We start from the raw sequence: 14,991 nt of genomic DNA, 5'->3' as shown, positions 1-14,991 counted from the left end.
ACGTCTTTATTGCGGTGAGTAATATAGTATAATATGATTGTTTTATTGATACGCAAACATAGAAGAAAGAATTTGAGGAGGGAACTTTGCATGAATGTAACTATATATGATGTAGCAAGAGAAGCAAATGTATCAATGGCGACTGTGTCGAGGGTTGTGAATGGCAATCCTAATGTCAAGCCCGCCACTAGAAAAAAAGTGTTGGACGCGATTGAAAGTCTGGGTTATCGGCCGAACGCAGTAGCTAGAGGGTTAGCCAGTAAAAAAACTACAACCGTCGGAGTAATCATTCCCGATATTTCCAGCATCTTTTTTGCCGAACTGGCAAGAGGGATTGAGGATATCGCGACGATGTATAACTACAATATTATCTTAAGCAACTCAGATCAAAATAAAGAAAAAGAAATTCATCTGATCAATACCATGCTCGGAAAACAGGTAGATGGCCTCGTATTCATGGGTGGCAAAATTACGGAAGACCACATCCGTGAATTTAAGAATGCTTCTGTGCCAGTAGCATTGGCTGCCACCATTGATGAAACCAAAAGTACTCCATCGGTGAATATCAACTATGAAGAAGCAGCCTTTGAAGCGACTGAATTATTGATATCCCATGGGAACGATCGGATTGCGTTTGTGTCAGGCCCTGAAAATACAGAAATTAATACACAGAAGCTTGATGGGTACAAACGTGCATTGAAAGAAGCAGGACGGGAAGTAACAGATAATCTAATTGTAACGGGTGACTATTCTTATGATTCCGGCATTGAAGCTTTTGAACAATTGACTTCTGAAGGCCAATCTCCTACGGCTGTTTTTGTAGCTTCTGATGAAATGGCCTTAGGCATCATTCATGGAGCACAAGACAAGGGGTTGAAGGTACCAGAGGATATCGAAGTATTTGGATTTGATAACACTCGTTTAGCTACAATGGTTCGTCCGACTCTTTCTACGGTGGTACAGCCAATGTATGATATTGGAGCGGTTGCGATGCGGTTATTGACAAAATATATGAATAAAGAAGAAGTGACCGAACAAAATGTAGTACTTCCGCATCGAATTATTGAAAGAAACTCAACAAAATAAATAGAATGTCGATATTAGGAGTAGAATATATACGCGTCAGTTAGGGAGAGAGAGTATGAAAAAGCGTGATATTTTAACTCCAATAGGCATCACTTTAGGGACAATCATGATCATGTTTGGAATTTTGTCGAGTGGTGGGGCTTCTGGTGTCCAATCATTCCTGCAAGTTTCTTCGGTTGTGATTGTCCTTGGTGGTTTAATGGCAGCACTTATCATCAACTTTAATATCAGTGACCTCAAATTAACTTTTCGAGTCTTCAAGGAATCTTTTAATCAGAATGACTTGAACCTTCGCGAATTAATTACAGTGTTCATTCGTTTATCAGATAGAGCGCGCAGAGAAGGCTTACTGGCATTAGAAACAGAATTGGAAGATGTAGATGATCCTTTTATTAAAAAAGGGATATTGCTGGCGGTAGATGGTATTGAACCTGAAGTTATTCAGGAAATTATGGAAGCAGAAATAACGGCCTTGGAAGAAAGGCATCAACGAGGGCGCTCTATTATTGAAAAAGCGGGAGAATACGCTCCGGCATGGGGGATGATTGGCACATTGATCGGGCTGGTCTTGATGTTGAATAGTCTGACCGATCCAACAACGCTGGGACCTAAGATGGCTGTTGCACTCTTGACCACTTTTTATGGTACAGTCATGGCCAATCTGGTTTTTATCCCGATGGCAGGCAAGCTGGAAAATAAAACAGAGCAGGAGATCTTCATCAAACAGATTATTATTGAAGGGGTCATAGGTGTCCAATCAGGTCAGAACCCGAAAATTTTAGAAGAAAAACTAAGTGCTTTCCTTTCAGATGAAGAGAAACAAGAAACGAAAGACCAGGAAGAAGCGTTCATGGGGGAAGCGGCTAATGAAGTCTAGGAGACCCCTGAAGAAACGCGAGGAGAAGGGCGCACCGCGATGGATGGTTACATATTCTGACCTCATGACCTTGATTCTGGTTTTTTTCATCCTATTATTTTCTATGTCACAGATTGACTTAGTTAAATTTGAGGCAATTTCCGAGTCGTTTCGGAATCGAATGATCTTTGATTTTTATCCTTCCCCTGTAGAGATGGAGAATCCCACAGAAAAGACGGACCCGCTTGAAAGTGGGGAAGCATCGAATGAATTTGAGAACCCGACTAATGAAGTGAATGCCACCGCCTATGATTCAGAGGCTGAAGAGGCAAGTGATGAAAATGATTTGGACCAATTAGTTGAAGAAGTAGAAGCTTTCTTAGATAAGAATAAGCTAAATGAAGTGATTTCTGCCAATCGTACAGATCGCGGTGTGGTGCTGGTCCTTCAGGAACAATTGTTATTTGATTCCGGTGAAGCGAAAGTATTAGAGTCAGGAAAGCCTTTTTTGAGCAAGGTGGGTACGTTATTGACTAATATACCTAATGATATAACGGTGGAAGGTCACACCGACAATCGGCCGATTTCAACATTCAGGTATCCTTCGAATTGGGAATTATCCGGTGCAAGAGCAAGCAGTGTCATACGGTACATCGTAAGTGAGACTAGTCTGGACAGCGAGCGCTTTTCAGCAATCGCGTATGCAGAGACACGTCCTGCTGTTCCGAATGATACTCCTGATAATTGGAGTAAGAATCGCCGTGTGGAAATCGTAATTTTAGAGGATGCTTATAACAATAAACAGACTTCTTCATAATTCATTATTTAAGAAATACCACCTGGATCCAGGTGGTATTTTCAGTTAGGGAGATAAATGGTTATATTTTTTCTGGTTGTGGATGAATTGCAAAGCATTTGCTAAGACCTTTTTATTCTTTTCTGTGATCTCTGCTTTTCTTGGAATGGGTTTGTAAAAGCCCTCGGGGTCATGCCATGTGCTTGGAAGGTCTACAGGTGACTTTTTTTGCCATTTTTCTATCCATTTAGCAGGGAGGTTACCTGAAAATGGCTTGCCAGTAGTCATAGTTTTCCAAATTTGCGCCCATGCCCTCGGGACGACTCTCCAAATGTCATAACCTCCTCCGCCCAACGCTATCCACCGTCCTTCACAATGCTTGTGAGCTAATTCGTGTGCCAGCTTAGGTATCCGTTCATAGATTTGCATTGTTGAACATAAATGAGTCAAAGGATCAAAATAATGGGCGTCCGCTCCGTTTTGAGTCACAATGACGTCAGGATTGAAATATTCCACAATTTCTTTGAATGCGGATTCATAAAGTTCCAGAAATGACTCATCTTCTGTGAAGGCATCAATAGGCAGATTGAAGGAATATCCGTATCCTTCTTTTAATCCTCGTTCGGTAACATTCCCTGTGCCAGGAAACAGGTAGCGGCCTGTTTCGTGAATCGAAAGAGTGCACACGTTAGGATCATCATAAAATAACCATTGAACCCCATCCCCATGGTGTGCATCTGTATCTACATAGAGGACTTTGTAGCCATACTTCTTTCGAATGTATTCAATGCCGACAGCTCCATCATTATAGATACAAAATCCCGAAGCCTTTCGTTCAAAGCCATGGTGGAGACCGCCTCCAAGGTTGAGCGAGTGTTCACAATCCCCTTCAAGTACTGCATCAATAGCAGTCAAGGTACTACCGACTAAAAGAGAAGAAGCTTCATGCATGCCTTTGAACATAGGTGTATCCTCTGTTCCGATTCCAAATTCCATACCTTCTTCTTCTTTAAGGTTTCCTGCGCTTGCTTTTTTTACTGCATCGATGTAAGTAGAACTATGTACCAGCGCTAACTCTTCCTCTGTAGCCGAGCGCGGAGAGAGAAGGTGTTCTGGTTGTAAAGAATTCTCTAACTCCAACAACTCTTTTGTCATTTGCACCCGTAACTGGTTGAAGGGGTGGTCGTCACGAAATTTATATTGTGTAAAAGCATCGGAGTATACAAAAGCAGACTGGCACTTCATGATGACATCCCTGGCATGTTCGGCCATAACACTTCATATCCTGCTTCTTTTAAGTCTTCGATTGTCGGCATCGGATTCATCGTCTGGATACGGAATACCAGTATTTTGTATCTGGAATCCGGCTTATATGGGTAAATTAAAACGGAACTGATATTCACTTTTCTTTTCCCAAAAACCTGGGTAACCTTCGGAAGGATGCCGGGAATATTTCTTACTTTTATTTCTATTTGTGAGCTTTGTACGTTTGTGCCGGTCAGCTGAATCAACGTATAAAGCATATCCTTTTCGGTAATGATTCCTATCAGTCTTTCTTCCTTTGTTACTGGTACACAGGCAATTTCATGTTCATAAAAAATGCTTGCTACTTCTTCTACAAAGTCAAGCGGGTGAACTGTAATGACGGGGTGGGACATAATCGTCTGGATTTCATTTTCAAATTCTTCAGGCTCTGAATCATCAAAAATGGAGGGACTCGCATCGCGTACATCGCGATCTGAAACAATCCCGATGACATAATTATTTTCATCCACAATGGGTAAATGACGGATATGATGATCATTCAAAAGCTGTAATGCTTTACCAATCGTTTCGGTAGGCTTCATAGTAATGACGTCTGTCTTCATGATTTCTTCCACTAGCATGGTGTTTACCTCCCTTGTGTACGTTGTTTGTGCCGATTTAAAAATCTTAGACGATCAAATTTTTCAACAGATGATTGCGGAACATTCTCGCCAATGCGCACCATTAAACAGTTCGCCGGATGGGAAACGATTTCGGGATCGTCTGTGGGAGCAGGTTTCAGCCCACCTGCAGCCATCATTTTCTCCATCACTTTCCGATAGTTCCAAATGCTTAAACCAGTTCCTTTGAGGTCCCAATGCCAATAATACTCAGTAGAGATGATGATATAGTTTTCCATAAATTCATCCATCATCGCTACTCTCAGCAAATGAGATCCTACTCTTGCCCCTCGGAAATCAGGAATAACTTCAATGGCTCCCAGTTCAATTAAATCTTCCATTTGAAACTCTGACCATCTTTCTAATGGATCAGGGTGTAAATAAGTTACATAGCCTGCGATGGTATTTTCATGTCTTGCAATGATAAGACGCCCCTCTTCAAAATCCGCGATGCTTTTGATTGCTTCAAATTGCTTAGGGCCTGGCCGGAAAGCATTTAAGTCTGGATGAAATTCATAGTTGGAGAGTTCTTCTGAGGTTAGGGGACCTTCGATGGTTAATGGTCCTTTTTCCGTATCTAATACCTTGGAATGATACGTCTTTACATGCTTCATTGATACACCACCTGCTATAAAGGTTATTATCACTGTTGGTTTTCATTATACATGAAATCTATGTAAATTGAATCTATCAGCTGGAACTAACAAGTGAATTCTTTACAAAAAAATCCCCCTCTCGAAAAGAGAGGAGGATTAATAAAACCCGTTTATTATCGGTTAAAGGTTTGGGGCTTGATAGGAAAGGGCGGATTATTCTTCTTCATCTTCGGATGGTTCCTCTGATTCTTCATTTGCCTCTTCCTCAGCCGACTCATCCGTATTGTCTTCTGATTGCTGTTCATCTGTTTCTGATTCGGATGTATCTTCCGTGGATTCTTCGTCAGGTGCATTGTTGTCTTCTTCGTCAGGTTCATCGGCTGGTTCTTCTTCCGGCTCATCTGCAGGGGCATCGGCCGGTTCCTCCGGTTCACTAGGCTGGCCAGGTGAACCTACTTTTACAGCGGAAGACATGGACGATTCCATACCAAAGTAATCGACTGCCCTTACAGCATAAAAGCCATCAGAACCAGAAAAACCGTATTTGGTGTCTGTGGTGCTGCCAATGAGGCTGTAGGACCCATTTTCCGAGGAAGCGCGATACACACGATATCCCACAACATCATGGCTGGAAGAAGCTGACCAGCTAACTGCAGAACTGTTCGCTGTCACTCCTCCAGGCGCCGCAGGATTTTTACCGTCATTTTTGATTCCTTCTGATGCGTCAATGGAACTACCGTCTGGTAAAGCTACCTTGCTCCACTTATCCGAAGAAGGGATCAAATGAGGTAAAATATCCGGTTTATCCAGGCCTCTTTCTTTTAAGAAGTCTGGATTCAGTGTTACGCCTCCGCTGCTCTTATTAACGAATTCACTTGGTGTACTTGGACCTGCGACAACCAGCTTATCTTTGACTTTGACAAAGTCGCCGCCGCCACTGGTTAAGCTGTCATCTTTCTTAGTAGGTGCATAATCAGCATTGTAAATATCTCTCTCTACAAGACCGGCTTTTGAACATAAATCGGAAGGCAACAGACCTGAAGTGGCACAATAAGTGCGCTCTACGATCCCATCCGGCCGCTCGAAGCTTTTACTTGGAGCCGTCAGTTCAGGATTAACTTCCGATATAGCATTTACGACTCGCGCCCAAAGAGCCGTGTTCCGGCTGCTATAGCCATTACGATCGAGTTTGAGCTTATAGTCGTAGCCCATCCACATACTCACGGTGATATTCGGATTCGTGGCAACGAACCAGGTATCTGTATAATCGTTGGATGTACCGGTTTTACCGGCCCAATCGACGCCTGGATTAGACAACTGTCCTTTAATGCCGGAAGCTGTTCCGTAATCTAGTACATCTCTCATCATATCAACTGTCAAATAAGCTGTCTGCGGGCTGAATACCTTTTCTGCTTTATTTTCATGTTCATATACCGGTTCGCCATTTTTATCGACAATTTTTTCAATCATGTAGCCATCAGCGAATTGGCCATTATTACCCAATGCTGCGAAAGCATTGGTATTTTCTTCAATGGTTACATCCTGGGCACCAATCGAGGTAGCCTGATAGGAGAAGGCCTCATCGGCAATGGTGGTGAAGCCCAACGCTTTTCCGTACTTGGCCATGTCCACACTCTTGTTAGCTTCATTGAAAGCTTTTACCGCAGGTATGTTGTAAGATTTAGCCAAAGCATACCTGATGGAAGTGAAGCCGTGATAACCACCAGAATAGTTGTTCAATTCCTTATTGGTTCCTTCGTACTGGAACGGTACATCAGCAAAAACAGATCCAGGGTGTAATACGCCTTCCTCTATTCCAGGTGCATATGCCAGAAGCGGTTTCATGGTACTACCAGCTGAACGTCTGGCCTGTGTTGCGTGATTTAATTCTCCATGCTCAAAGAAGTCACGGCCACCAATAAAGGCGAGTATCTTACCAGTCTTGTTTTCCATGATTACACTGCCGACTTGAACAGGTAGTGTTACATCAACCATATTGCCGTCAGCATCTTCCAATTGGGTGGTTTTATTGCGGCCATAGTTGTTGTACTCATTTTTAACTTTCTGCACGACGTCATACATTTCTTTATCAATTGTTGTATGAACTTTATATCCACCAGAACGTAGTTCACGTCTGGCATTCGTTTCATATTCTTCCCGCAGTTCTTCATCAGATTGTAAATCTTCCATTGTATGTCCGTCTTGTTTTGCTAGACTCCTAGCGAGAATTTCCTGGGCACGTTCTTCTACTTCAAATGTAAGCCATGGATAATCATTAATAGAAGAAGGTTCTGGTTCAGCGAGGTTTGATTTAATATCATACTCAAGCGCTTCTTCATATTCTTCCTCGGTTATATAGCCGCCCTCCAACATTCTGGAGAGCACTTCACGCATCCGGCTGAGTCCTGGTTCGATATTTTCTTTTTGCTGTCCTCCATTAGTGAAGGGAGAATAGTAAGTAGGACTTTGTGGAAGGCCGGCGATAAAAGCAGCTTGTGGAAGTGTGAGATCTTTAGCATCGACATTAAAAATCCCTTGTGCAGCTGTCTGGATACCTGCAATATTTCTACCATTCGCATCACGTCCAAACGGGACAATGTTTAAGTATGCTTCTAAAATTTCATCTTTTTCGAAAAAGCGTTCTAAACGTAGAGCAAGCAGGATTTCTTTAGCTTTACGTTCAAAAGACACCTCATTCGTCAGAATCTGATTCTTGATGATTTGCTGTGTCAAAGTACTTCCTCCGGTTTTAATGGAGGCATTGGTTACTTCCTGTGCCACAGCTCGCATAATTGCTTTGGGTACTACTCCCTCATGTTCATTGAAGTTTGCATCTTCTGTCGCAATGATGGCATTCTTCAAATAAGGGGCAACTTCATCGAGGGTCACTTCTTCTCTATGTAAGTCTGACCGGATTTTACCTAAATATTTATTATCTGCAAAATATAATTCCGAGGTAGAAGAGTAATTATACACGTCCTGGCTCATTTCTTCTTTGCTCATCACTTTTTCGTCTTTTACGAGTGAGGCAAAATAACCAGCTCCAGCCCCTCCAGCAAAAAACAAACCAATAATACCGAGCACAATGAAAAATAAGATGATGTTCCAGGTAACATCATAAGTAATACGGCTAGACTTTTGGAGTTTTCCACTCCGCCAAAATTCCAGCAGTTTTTCTTTATTTATACCTTTTTTTGGGTGATTAGACATAATAAGACCTCCTAAAAAATCCATTCTATATTATAACACATCCTGCCAATGTCAGGAATGCACGAATGGAATTTAGGATTGCTTTTTTGGCAGGTCTATGTTAAAAATATTATTAAGTTAAATAGCAAAAGCAATGAATGATTGCAGTAACAAGAGAATCACTGTTTTCAGAGAGCCGGCGGCTGCTGCGAGCCGGTACATATTCATCTTGTGAAATACGATCTGGAGCTTTCTTCTGATTAAACAGAAGACGGTTTTAACCGAGCCGTTATCGATACAAGTGGCACTTGAATGTGCAACAAGGGTGGTACCGCGACAAATCTCGTCCCTTTTTTTACTGGGCGGGTTTTTTTATTTGTCTGGAAATATATGCATGGTGGTAATCAATTGGAGGAGTGAGGACATGGACATTCTACAAGATTTAGAACAGCGAGGATTAATCAATCAAGTGACAGATGAAGAAGGTTTGAAAAAGCATTTAGCGGAAAATCAGGTGACACTATATTGTGGATTTGATCCGACAGCGGATAGTCTGCATATCGGTCATTTGCTTCCGATATTGATGTTGAAAAGGTTCCAGCGTGCCGGGCACCGCCCGATCGCCCTTGTAGGTGGTGGAACGGGAATGATCGGGGATCCGAGCGGCCGTTCCACCGAGCGTCAATTGAATGAAGCGCACATAGTAGAAGGCTACAGTGAAAGCATTAAAAGGCAGCTTGCCAAGCTGTTGAATTTTGATGAAGGCGATAATGCAGCAGTCGCGCGTAATAACTACGAGTGGCTGTCATCCATCAATATCATTGAGTTTTTGAGAGATACGGGCAAGCACTTTGGTATCAACTACATGCTCGCTAAGGATTCAGTGGAATCCAGAATTGAGCATGGGATTTCTTATACAGAGTTCAGTTACATGATTTTACAGTCTCTGGATTTTTACAACTTGTACCAGAAAGAGAACTGTACGCTTCAAATAGGTGGGAGCGATCAGTGGGGTAACATTACTGCTGGGCTGGAATTCATTCGTCGCCGTGCAGCAGGAGAAGAAGAAGTGAAGGCATACGGCATGACGGTCCCATTAGTGACAAAGGCTGACGGCAGCAAGTTCGGAAAGACAGCAGGAGGAGCAATCTGGCTCGACAGTGAGAAAACTTCCCCTTATGAATTTTACCAATTCTGGATTAACACAGATGACAGAGATGTCATTAAGTTCTTGAAATCTTTCACATTCCTGGAGATGGATGAAATAGCAGCACTTGAAAAAGAATTGCAGGAGCAACCGGAGATGCGGGCCGCCCAGCGCAGGCTGGCAGAAGAAATGACAGAGATGGTGCATAGCAAGGAAGCGTTGCAACAGGCTCAGCGAATTACCGAAGCACTGTTCAGCGGAGATATCAAATCATTGTCTGGTGAAGAAATTCAACAAGGGTTCAAAGATGTTCCTACACATGTTGCAGACAACGGGGAACTCGGTTTGGTAGAACTGCTGGTAGAAGCGGGGATCGCTTCATCAAAACGACAGGCACGTGAAGATATCAAAAATGGAGCTATTTATATCAATGGCGAACGTAAGCAGGACCTAGGGTATAACCTCCAGGAAGAAGATCGTATCGAAGGAAAATTCACGATCATTCGCCGTGGCAAAAAGAAATACTTCATGATTCGCTTTCAATAAACCAATCAAAACCTGTGGCTTTGGCCGCAGGTTTTTCCTTTTTAATAGAGACGCACATTTATTACTGAATCACGGCTTTTGCTGCCATAATAAAAAGCCATCCGAAAACTCGGATGGCTTTTTTTGAAGCATATTAACGAGAGTAGAACTCAACGATAAGCGCTTCGTTGATTTCAGAAGGAAGTTCAGCACGTTCTGGAAGACGGCTGTAAGTACCTTCCATTTTCTCAGCATCGAAAGTAAGGTATTCAGGAACGAAGTTGTTCACTTCAACCGCTTCTTTAACGATGTCAAGGTTTTGGGACTTTTCGCGAAGGCCGATAACTTGACCAGGCTTCACGCGGTAAGATGGGATGTCAACGCGTCCACCATCGACAGTCACATGGCCGTGGTTTACCAATTGGCGAGCTTGACGGCGAGTACGAGCCAAGCCAGCACGGTAAACAAGGTTATCCAAACGGGATTCTAGTAAGATCATGAAGTTCTCACCGTGGATACCTTTCATATTACCAGCTTCTTCGAATAGGCGACGGAATTGACGTTCCGTTAGTCCAAACATAAAGCGAAGCTTCTGCTTCTCTTGTAGTTGAAGACCGTATTCTGAAAGTTTTTTACGTTGGTTTGGACCATGTTGTCCTGGAGCGTAAGGGCGCTTGTCAAGCTCCTTACCTGTTCCGCTTAAAGAAATGCCAAGGCGACGTGACTTTTTCCAAGTCGGACCTGTATAGCGTGCCATAGGTATTTCCTCCTTTTTATTTTATTTGCATAAAATAAGAACAGTGTGTCCCACACACGATGCTCATTTTGTTTTCATGCACCATCGCTCCAGCAGCAGAGAGTTACACGATGCACCTCACCTGGAGGAACAAAATGATGACAACGCAGGTTCACATAGGCTGCCATTTATTTTACACAAAGGCTATTATAGGCTTTACAGCTAAAGAAGTCAAGGAAGAATTGCAATTTGATAGACTCTATCTTTAGATGTACTGTTCCAGCATCCGGGCGAATTTTTCCAGATAGATTTGATCTGTTTCATCGAAGCGAGATTTCGATGGGCTGTCGATATCCAATAGACCAAACAATTCCCCGTTTTTAAAGAGAGGAACGACTATTTCTGATTGACTGGCAGCATCACATGCGATATGTCCAGGAAAAGCGTGTACATCTTCCACAAGCTGTGTCTGTTTTTCTGCTGCCGCTCTCCCACACACTCCTTTGCCGGACTTGATGCGTACGCATGCAGGCAGTCCCTGGAATGGTCCGAGGACAAGTTCCCCTTCTTTCCAAATATAGAAACCGACCCAGTTAACATCGCTCAAGAACTGGTTTAAAAGAGCGGAAGCATTCGAGAGGTTGGCGATCTGATCGTTTTCTCCTTCCAACAAAGCGGCAAGCTGCTTTATCAATAGCTGATAGTTTTCTTCTCGGGTACCATTATAATGCATCGTTTGGAACATAAGATTACCTCCAATATATATTCGATATTTTTCGAGCCTGCAAGTGCAGGAATTGACGAACGTTTTTTACAGGATTCTTGCTGAATAACGGCGAATTTTTAAACTAATAAGAGAGGAGCTGATGTCCTGATGAAAAAGACCACGACCAGACAAAAAGTGATGGATGTCGCTTGCCGGCAGTTTTTCCTAAAGGGATACCATGGTACCTCCGTCAGGGATATTGCTGGTGAGGCCGCTGTGAATGTTTCTTTGATCAGTTATTATTTCACTAATAAGCAGGGCCTGCTTGAAACGTTGATCATTGATTATTATGAGGATTATATCGGTCTAGTCGAGCAGCAGGCTGATGCGATGGATGAATTAGACCCAATTGATCGTCTTTGCCGTTTAATTGAGGTAATTCTACATTACAAGCAGGATCGTCATCAACTGACATGCCTTATCCAACGGGAGCTGTCTCTGGACAATCAGTTTGTACGTGAAATGCTGGTAACCTACTTGTCTAAAGAAAATCATTTGCTATATGGTTTATTCCAGCAAGTAGTAGTCCCCGTGGTGAGAGAAAAACGGGACGCCCGATTTTTATTTCTTCAATTTAAAGGCATGCTTCAGGCCCCTTATGCTATGCCGCATGATTGGAAGGATTTTGTGACATTCGACCAATCCCATAGTTATTTTGCTCAACAATATAGCCGTACGGTTCAAAAGTGGGTGCAAATGCTTTGTAATCAGCCGGTTGTCAGTGTGTGATCGATTCGGTCAAAGCCTTGGCCGATTCCTGTGCTTTTATGAGCATCAGATCCATATATAAGCTCGATTCCCGCCTGATACGCTTGTCTGGCGATCCGCTGTGGAGGATAACTCTCCAGGCAGGCGGGCTTAAAGTATCCGGCAGCGTTGTAGTCCAGCTGATAACGTCCCTGTTTCACTTTTTCCAACAACGCAGATATAGGAGCATCCCAGTCTGCGGGAGATGGAAAATGGTGATGGAATTTGCGCACGAGCGTCATATGACCAATCCTGCCAGGCTTGAATGGACCGAGGTCTGCCTGTATTGATTTTTCCAACGTTCTAAAGTAGGCTTGGTAGACTTTTTCGAGCGATCCGAAGTCATCAATGGCATGTTGAAAAGCTGCTTCACTAAAATCAATACAATGATAATGATCCGGACCTTTTAGAAAATGGACAGAAAGAATACTATCATCTAATCTGCTCCCATACCTGGTAAGGAACTCCGTTGTTTCCTGCTCGTAGCCGTCTATGTAATCGACTTCCAGGCCAATAAGAATGTCAATATCCTTTTGATATTCTTTTTTTATTTGTTCAATATCCTGGATGTATCTCTCAAGCAAACGGAGGTCCATGCCACTGTCTTTGTCGGGCACAGGATCCAGAAAAGATGGTGGCAGTGGCGCATGTTCGGTAAAAGACATCGAGCTGTATCCTTGCTTCAATGCTTCCTCTACGTAGGCTTTAAATGGATCGGATGTGCCGTGTGGACAATAAGGAGTGTGAATATGGCCGTCAATTTTCATTGAAATTCCCCTTTTGTGTAGAAAAAAATGTCATATAGTTAATTATTTTGAAATATTTTAGCCAAAATGATTGTTCTCATGGTATCATAATTACAACAATTTATCATTTTGGAGCCTTTTTTCCCCTATTGGAAGGTGTCATCTGTTAGGAGGCTGTTTATGGAGTACGTGATCGGGATTATTGTATTGATTATCGGCTTAATCATATATGGATTGATTGTCCGCAAGAAGTTGTATGATCAAGTCGATCGACTGGAAAATTGGAAACTGGATATTATGAATCGGCAAGTGACCGAGGAGCTTTCTAAAGTGAAGAATCTCAATCTATCGGGTGAAACCCAGGAGAAATTCGACGGGTGGCGAGGCCGCTGGGATCGTATTCTTACCCAGGAATTGCCGGACTTAGAAGAAGATTTGTTTGATGTTGAAGAAGCTGCTGACCGTTACCGTTTCCGGAAAGCGAAACAAAAGATTCAAGAGACGGAACAAAAACTGGAAACGATAGAAGCTGACATCAATCAGATTTTCAAAGAGCTTGAGCAGCTCCTTGAATCGGAACAGTCAAGCCGAGAGGAAGTAGAACAGGTACAACCTGTATTGAAGGAACTGAAGAAAGAATTAATGCAGAATCGCCATAAATATGGTAAAGCCTATCGTGCACTTGATAAAGAAGTAAGTGAGATTCAGCAAACTCTCGAAGAATACAAGAAGTTGACCGGGCAAGGAGATTATATGGAAGCCAATGAGCTTGTTCAAACGTTAAAGGTTAACTTGGCAGACCTTCAGGAGCGCATTAACGTATTGCCATTACTGTATAAAAAATGCCGGCAGGAAGTCCCTGTTCAGCTTGACGAAATTCTTGCAGGTATGGCAGAGATGAAAGAAGAGGGTTACCGTCTGAGCCACCTTGGTTTTGAAAAAGAAATACATACTCACCGGGAGACATTGGCTGCGTGCGTGTCCACGATGGAAGATGGAAACCTTGATGGCGTAGAAGACACTGTAAAAGAAATGGAAGCACGTATTCAGGAAATTTATCAGTTGCTTGAAAAAGAAGCGATTGCCAGGAATACTATTGACAAACAATATGAGCCATACCAGGAAGTGCTGGAAGAATCCGAACAGATTCTACTTGCCACAAAACATGAAGTGCAAGAGCTGCAGCGTACCTACCATTTTGAAGATAAGGATATGGAAAAGCAGCTGCTGCTCGAGAAGTGGATGGTTAAAATTAAAAAGCAATTCATGGATTTTCAAAAGAAAATGGAAGATGACACGACTTCCTATAGCGAGCTGCAAGAAAAACTTAAGGATTGTCAACAGCAGCTGGAAGAACTGCAGGCTGAACATAAAGCGTTCAGTGAAAGCATTAGAGCTTTGCGACAGGACGAGAATGAAGCAAAGCAGAAACTGGTTGCCATGCAGCAATCGTTACTGGATATAAACAGAAAGCTCAGCAAGAGTAATCTGCCTGGAATACCTGAGGAACTGGCGGAGGAACTGAAACAGGGACATGAAGAGCTGGAAAGGGTGTTTATGAGCCTGGAAGAGCAGCCACTTGAAATGACAAAGGTAAATAATATATTAGATGAGGCGTCTGAAAAAATCGGCAAGGTAACAGAAGCTGCAATCAGGACAATGGATCAGGCTCTGCTTGCCGAACAGGTGATTCAATACGGGAACCGTTATCGTAGTCAATATCCATTGGTTGCAGCCAGGCTTTCTGAAGCCGAACGCGAATTCCGTTCCTTCAATTATGAGACTTCATTTGCATTGGCTTCCGAAGCTATAAAAGAAGTTGATCCAGACCTGATGAACCGATTGGAATCACGTGATAACGTATTAGTGTAAGATG

The 14,991-nt window shown here is 42.8% G+C and carries 13 protein-coding genes and 1 other annotated feature; of the genes, 6 read left to right on the top strand and 7 right to left on the bottom strand.

The window, feature by feature from the left end:
- The first annotated feature begins 90 nt into the window (after window positions 1-90).
- Genes ccpA through motS form a run of 3 tightly spaced genes read left to right on the top strand, consistent with a single transcriptional unit; the run spans window position 91 to window position 2,759 of the window.
- Window positions 91-1,086 (top strand): catabolite control protein A, encoded by a 996-nt coding sequence (gene ccpA / locus FHS45_RS15060; protein ID WP_062447385.1) that lies wholly within the window; start codon window positions 91-93, stop codon window positions 1,084-1,086.
- Between the two features lie 55 nt (window positions 1,087-1,141).
- Complete coding sequence (gene motP / locus FHS45_RS15055) at window positions 1,142-1,963, top strand: flagellar motor protein MotP (RefSeq protein WP_062447384.1); 822 nt, start codon at window positions 1,142-1,144, stop codon at window positions 1,961-1,963.
- The gene (motS, locus tag FHS45_RS15050) at window positions 1,953-2,759 is read left to right on the top strand and encodes a flagellar motor protein MotS (RefSeq protein ID WP_062447381.1); all 807 of its coding nucleotides are present in this window, start codon (window positions 1,953-1,955) and stop codon (window positions 2,757-2,759) included. The genes motP and motS overlap by 11 nt, the downstream gene beginning before the upstream one ends.
- 45 nt (window positions 2,760-2,804) lie before the next feature.
- Here the strand turns inward: motS and FHS45_RS15045 are convergent, their stop codons facing one another.
- From FHS45_RS15045 to FHS45_RS15030, 4 genes are all read right to left on the bottom strand, one after another.
- The gene (locus tag FHS45_RS15045; protein ID WP_062448088.1) at window positions 2,805-3,983 is read right to left on the bottom strand and encodes an acetoin utilization protein AcuC; all 1,179 of its coding nucleotides are present in this window, start codon (window positions 3,981-3,983) and stop codon (window positions 2,805-2,807) included.
- Complete coding sequence (locus FHS45_RS15040; RefSeq protein ID WP_062447379.1) at window positions 3,980-4,624, bottom strand: acetoin utilization AcuB family protein; 645 nt, start codon at window positions 4,622-4,624, stop codon at window positions 3,980-3,982. The genes FHS45_RS15045 and FHS45_RS15040 overlap by 4 nt, the downstream gene beginning before the upstream one ends.
- 5 nt (window positions 4,625-4,629) lie before the next feature.
- The gene (locus FHS45_RS15035; RefSeq protein WP_062447377.1) at window positions 4,630-5,277 is read right to left on the bottom strand and encodes a GNAT family N-acetyltransferase; all 648 of its coding nucleotides are present in this window, start codon (window positions 5,275-5,277) and stop codon (window positions 4,630-4,632) included.
- 195 nt (window positions 5,278-5,472) lie between these two features.
- Window positions 5,473-8,469: a transglycosylase domain-containing protein gene (locus tag FHS45_RS15030; RefSeq protein ID WP_062447375.1), complete on the bottom strand. Its 2,997-nt coding sequence runs from the start codon at window positions 8,467-8,469 to the stop codon at window positions 5,473-5,475.
- 124 nt (window positions 8,470-8,593) lie between these two features.
- Window positions 8,594-8,802 (top strand) — a binding site (T-box leader).
- 70 nt (window positions 8,803-8,872) lie between these two features.
- Here FHS45_RS15030 and tyrS point away from each other — a divergent pair.
- Window positions 8,873-10,141 (top strand): tyrosine--tRNA ligase, encoded by a 1,269-nt coding sequence (gene tyrS, locus FHS45_RS15025; protein ID WP_062447372.1) that lies wholly within the window; start codon window positions 8,873-8,875, stop codon window positions 10,139-10,141.
- Window positions 10,142-10,274: 133 nt separating this feature from the next.
- Here tyrS and rpsD read toward each other — a convergent pair whose 3' ends face one another.
- Entirely contained in the window at window positions 10,275-10,877 is a 603-nt protein-coding gene (gene rpsD / locus FHS45_RS15020) for a 30S ribosomal protein S4 (protein ID WP_062447371.1), read from the bottom strand.
- A 244-nt stretch (window positions 10,878-11,121) separates the two neighbouring features.
- On the bottom strand, window positions 11,122-11,601 hold the full coding sequence (locus FHS45_RS15015) for a GAF domain-containing protein (RefSeq protein WP_062447368.1): 480 nt from the start codon (window positions 11,599-11,601) through the stop codon (window positions 11,122-11,124).
- Window positions 11,602-11,730: 129 nt separating this feature from the next.
- Here FHS45_RS15015 and refZ point away from each other — a divergent pair, with 129 nt between their 5' ends.
- Window positions 11,731-12,351 (top strand): forespore capture DNA-binding protein RefZ, encoded by a 621-nt coding sequence (gene refZ, locus FHS45_RS15010; protein WP_062447366.1) that lies wholly within the window; start codon window positions 11,731-11,733, stop codon window positions 12,349-12,351.
- On the opposite strand, the gene hisJ is transcribed toward refZ, so the two are convergent.
- Entirely contained in the window at window positions 12,330-13,136 is an 807-nt protein-coding gene (gene hisJ / locus FHS45_RS15005; RefSeq protein ID WP_062447364.1) for a histidinol-phosphatase HisJ, read from the bottom strand. The genes refZ and hisJ overlap by 22 nt on opposite strands.
- 159 nt (window positions 13,137-13,295) lie before the next feature.
- Here hisJ and ezrA point away from each other — a divergent pair, with 159 nt between their 5' ends.
- The gene (gene ezrA, locus FHS45_RS15000) at window positions 13,296-14,987 is read left to right on the top strand and encodes a septation ring formation regulator EzrA (protein WP_062447361.1); all 1,692 of its coding nucleotides are present in this window, start codon (window positions 13,296-13,298) and stop codon (window positions 14,985-14,987) included.
- The last annotated feature ends 4 nt before the right edge of the window (window positions 14,988-14,991 follow it).

Origin of the sequence: Thalassobacillus devorans, assembly GCF_011761345.1 — a bacterium.
GTDB classification, from domain to species: Bacteria; Bacillota; Bacilli; order Bacillales; family Halobacillaceae; genus Thalassobacillus; species Thalassobacillus devorans.
The sequence above is the reverse complement of the archived record's forward strand: the minus strand, read 5'-3'. Positions and strand labels throughout refer to the sequence as shown.

Excerpts from the sequence above, each read along its gene's own strand:
- FHS45_RS15035 (WP_062447377.1), bottom strand. The coding sequence starts at position 5,277 with ATGAAGCATGTAAAGACGTATCATTCCAAGGTATTAGATACGGAAAAA.
- ccpA (WP_062447385.1), top strand. The coding sequence starts at position 91 with ATGAATGTAACTATATATGATGTAGCAAGAGAAGCAAATGTATCAATG.
- hisJ (WP_062447364.1), bottom strand. The coding sequence starts at position 13,136 with ATGAAAATTGACGGCCATATTCACACTCCTTATTGTCCACACGGCACA.
- motS (WP_062447381.1), top strand. The coding sequence starts at position 1,953 with ATGAAGTCTAGGAGACCCCTGAAGAAACGCGAGGAGAAGGGCGCACCG.
- refZ (WP_062447366.1), top strand. The coding sequence starts at position 11,731 with ATGAAAAAGACCACGACCAGACAAAAAGTGATGGATGTCGCTTGCCGG.
- FHS45_RS15045 (WP_062448088.1), bottom strand. The coding sequence starts at position 3,983 with ATGAAGTGCCAGTCTGCTTTTGTATACTCCGATGCTTTTACACAATAT.
- motP (WP_062447384.1), top strand. The coding sequence starts at position 1,142 with ATGAAAAAGCGTGATATTTTAACTCCAATAGGCATCACTTTAGGGACA.
- FHS45_RS15030 (WP_062447375.1), bottom strand. The coding sequence starts at position 8,469 with ATGTCTAATCACCCAAAAAAAGGTATAAATAAAGAAAAACTGCTGGAA.
- rpsD (WP_062447371.1), bottom strand. The coding sequence starts at position 10,877 with ATGGCACGCTATACAGGTCCGACTTGGAAAAAGTCACGTCGCCTTGGC.
- ezrA (WP_062447361.1), top strand. The coding sequence starts at position 13,296 with ATGGAGTACGTGATCGGGATTATTGTATTGATTATCGGCTTAATCATA.
- FHS45_RS15040 (WP_062447379.1), bottom strand. The coding sequence starts at position 4,624 with ATGCTAGTGGAAGAAATCATGAAGACAGACGTCATTACTATGAAGCCT.
- FHS45_RS15015 (WP_062447368.1), bottom strand. The coding sequence starts at position 11,601 with ATGTTCCAAACGATGCATTATAATGGTACCCGAGAAGAAAACTATCAG.
- tyrS (WP_062447372.1), top strand. The coding sequence starts at position 8,873 with ATGGACATTCTACAAGATTTAGAACAGCGAGGATTAATCAATCAAGTG.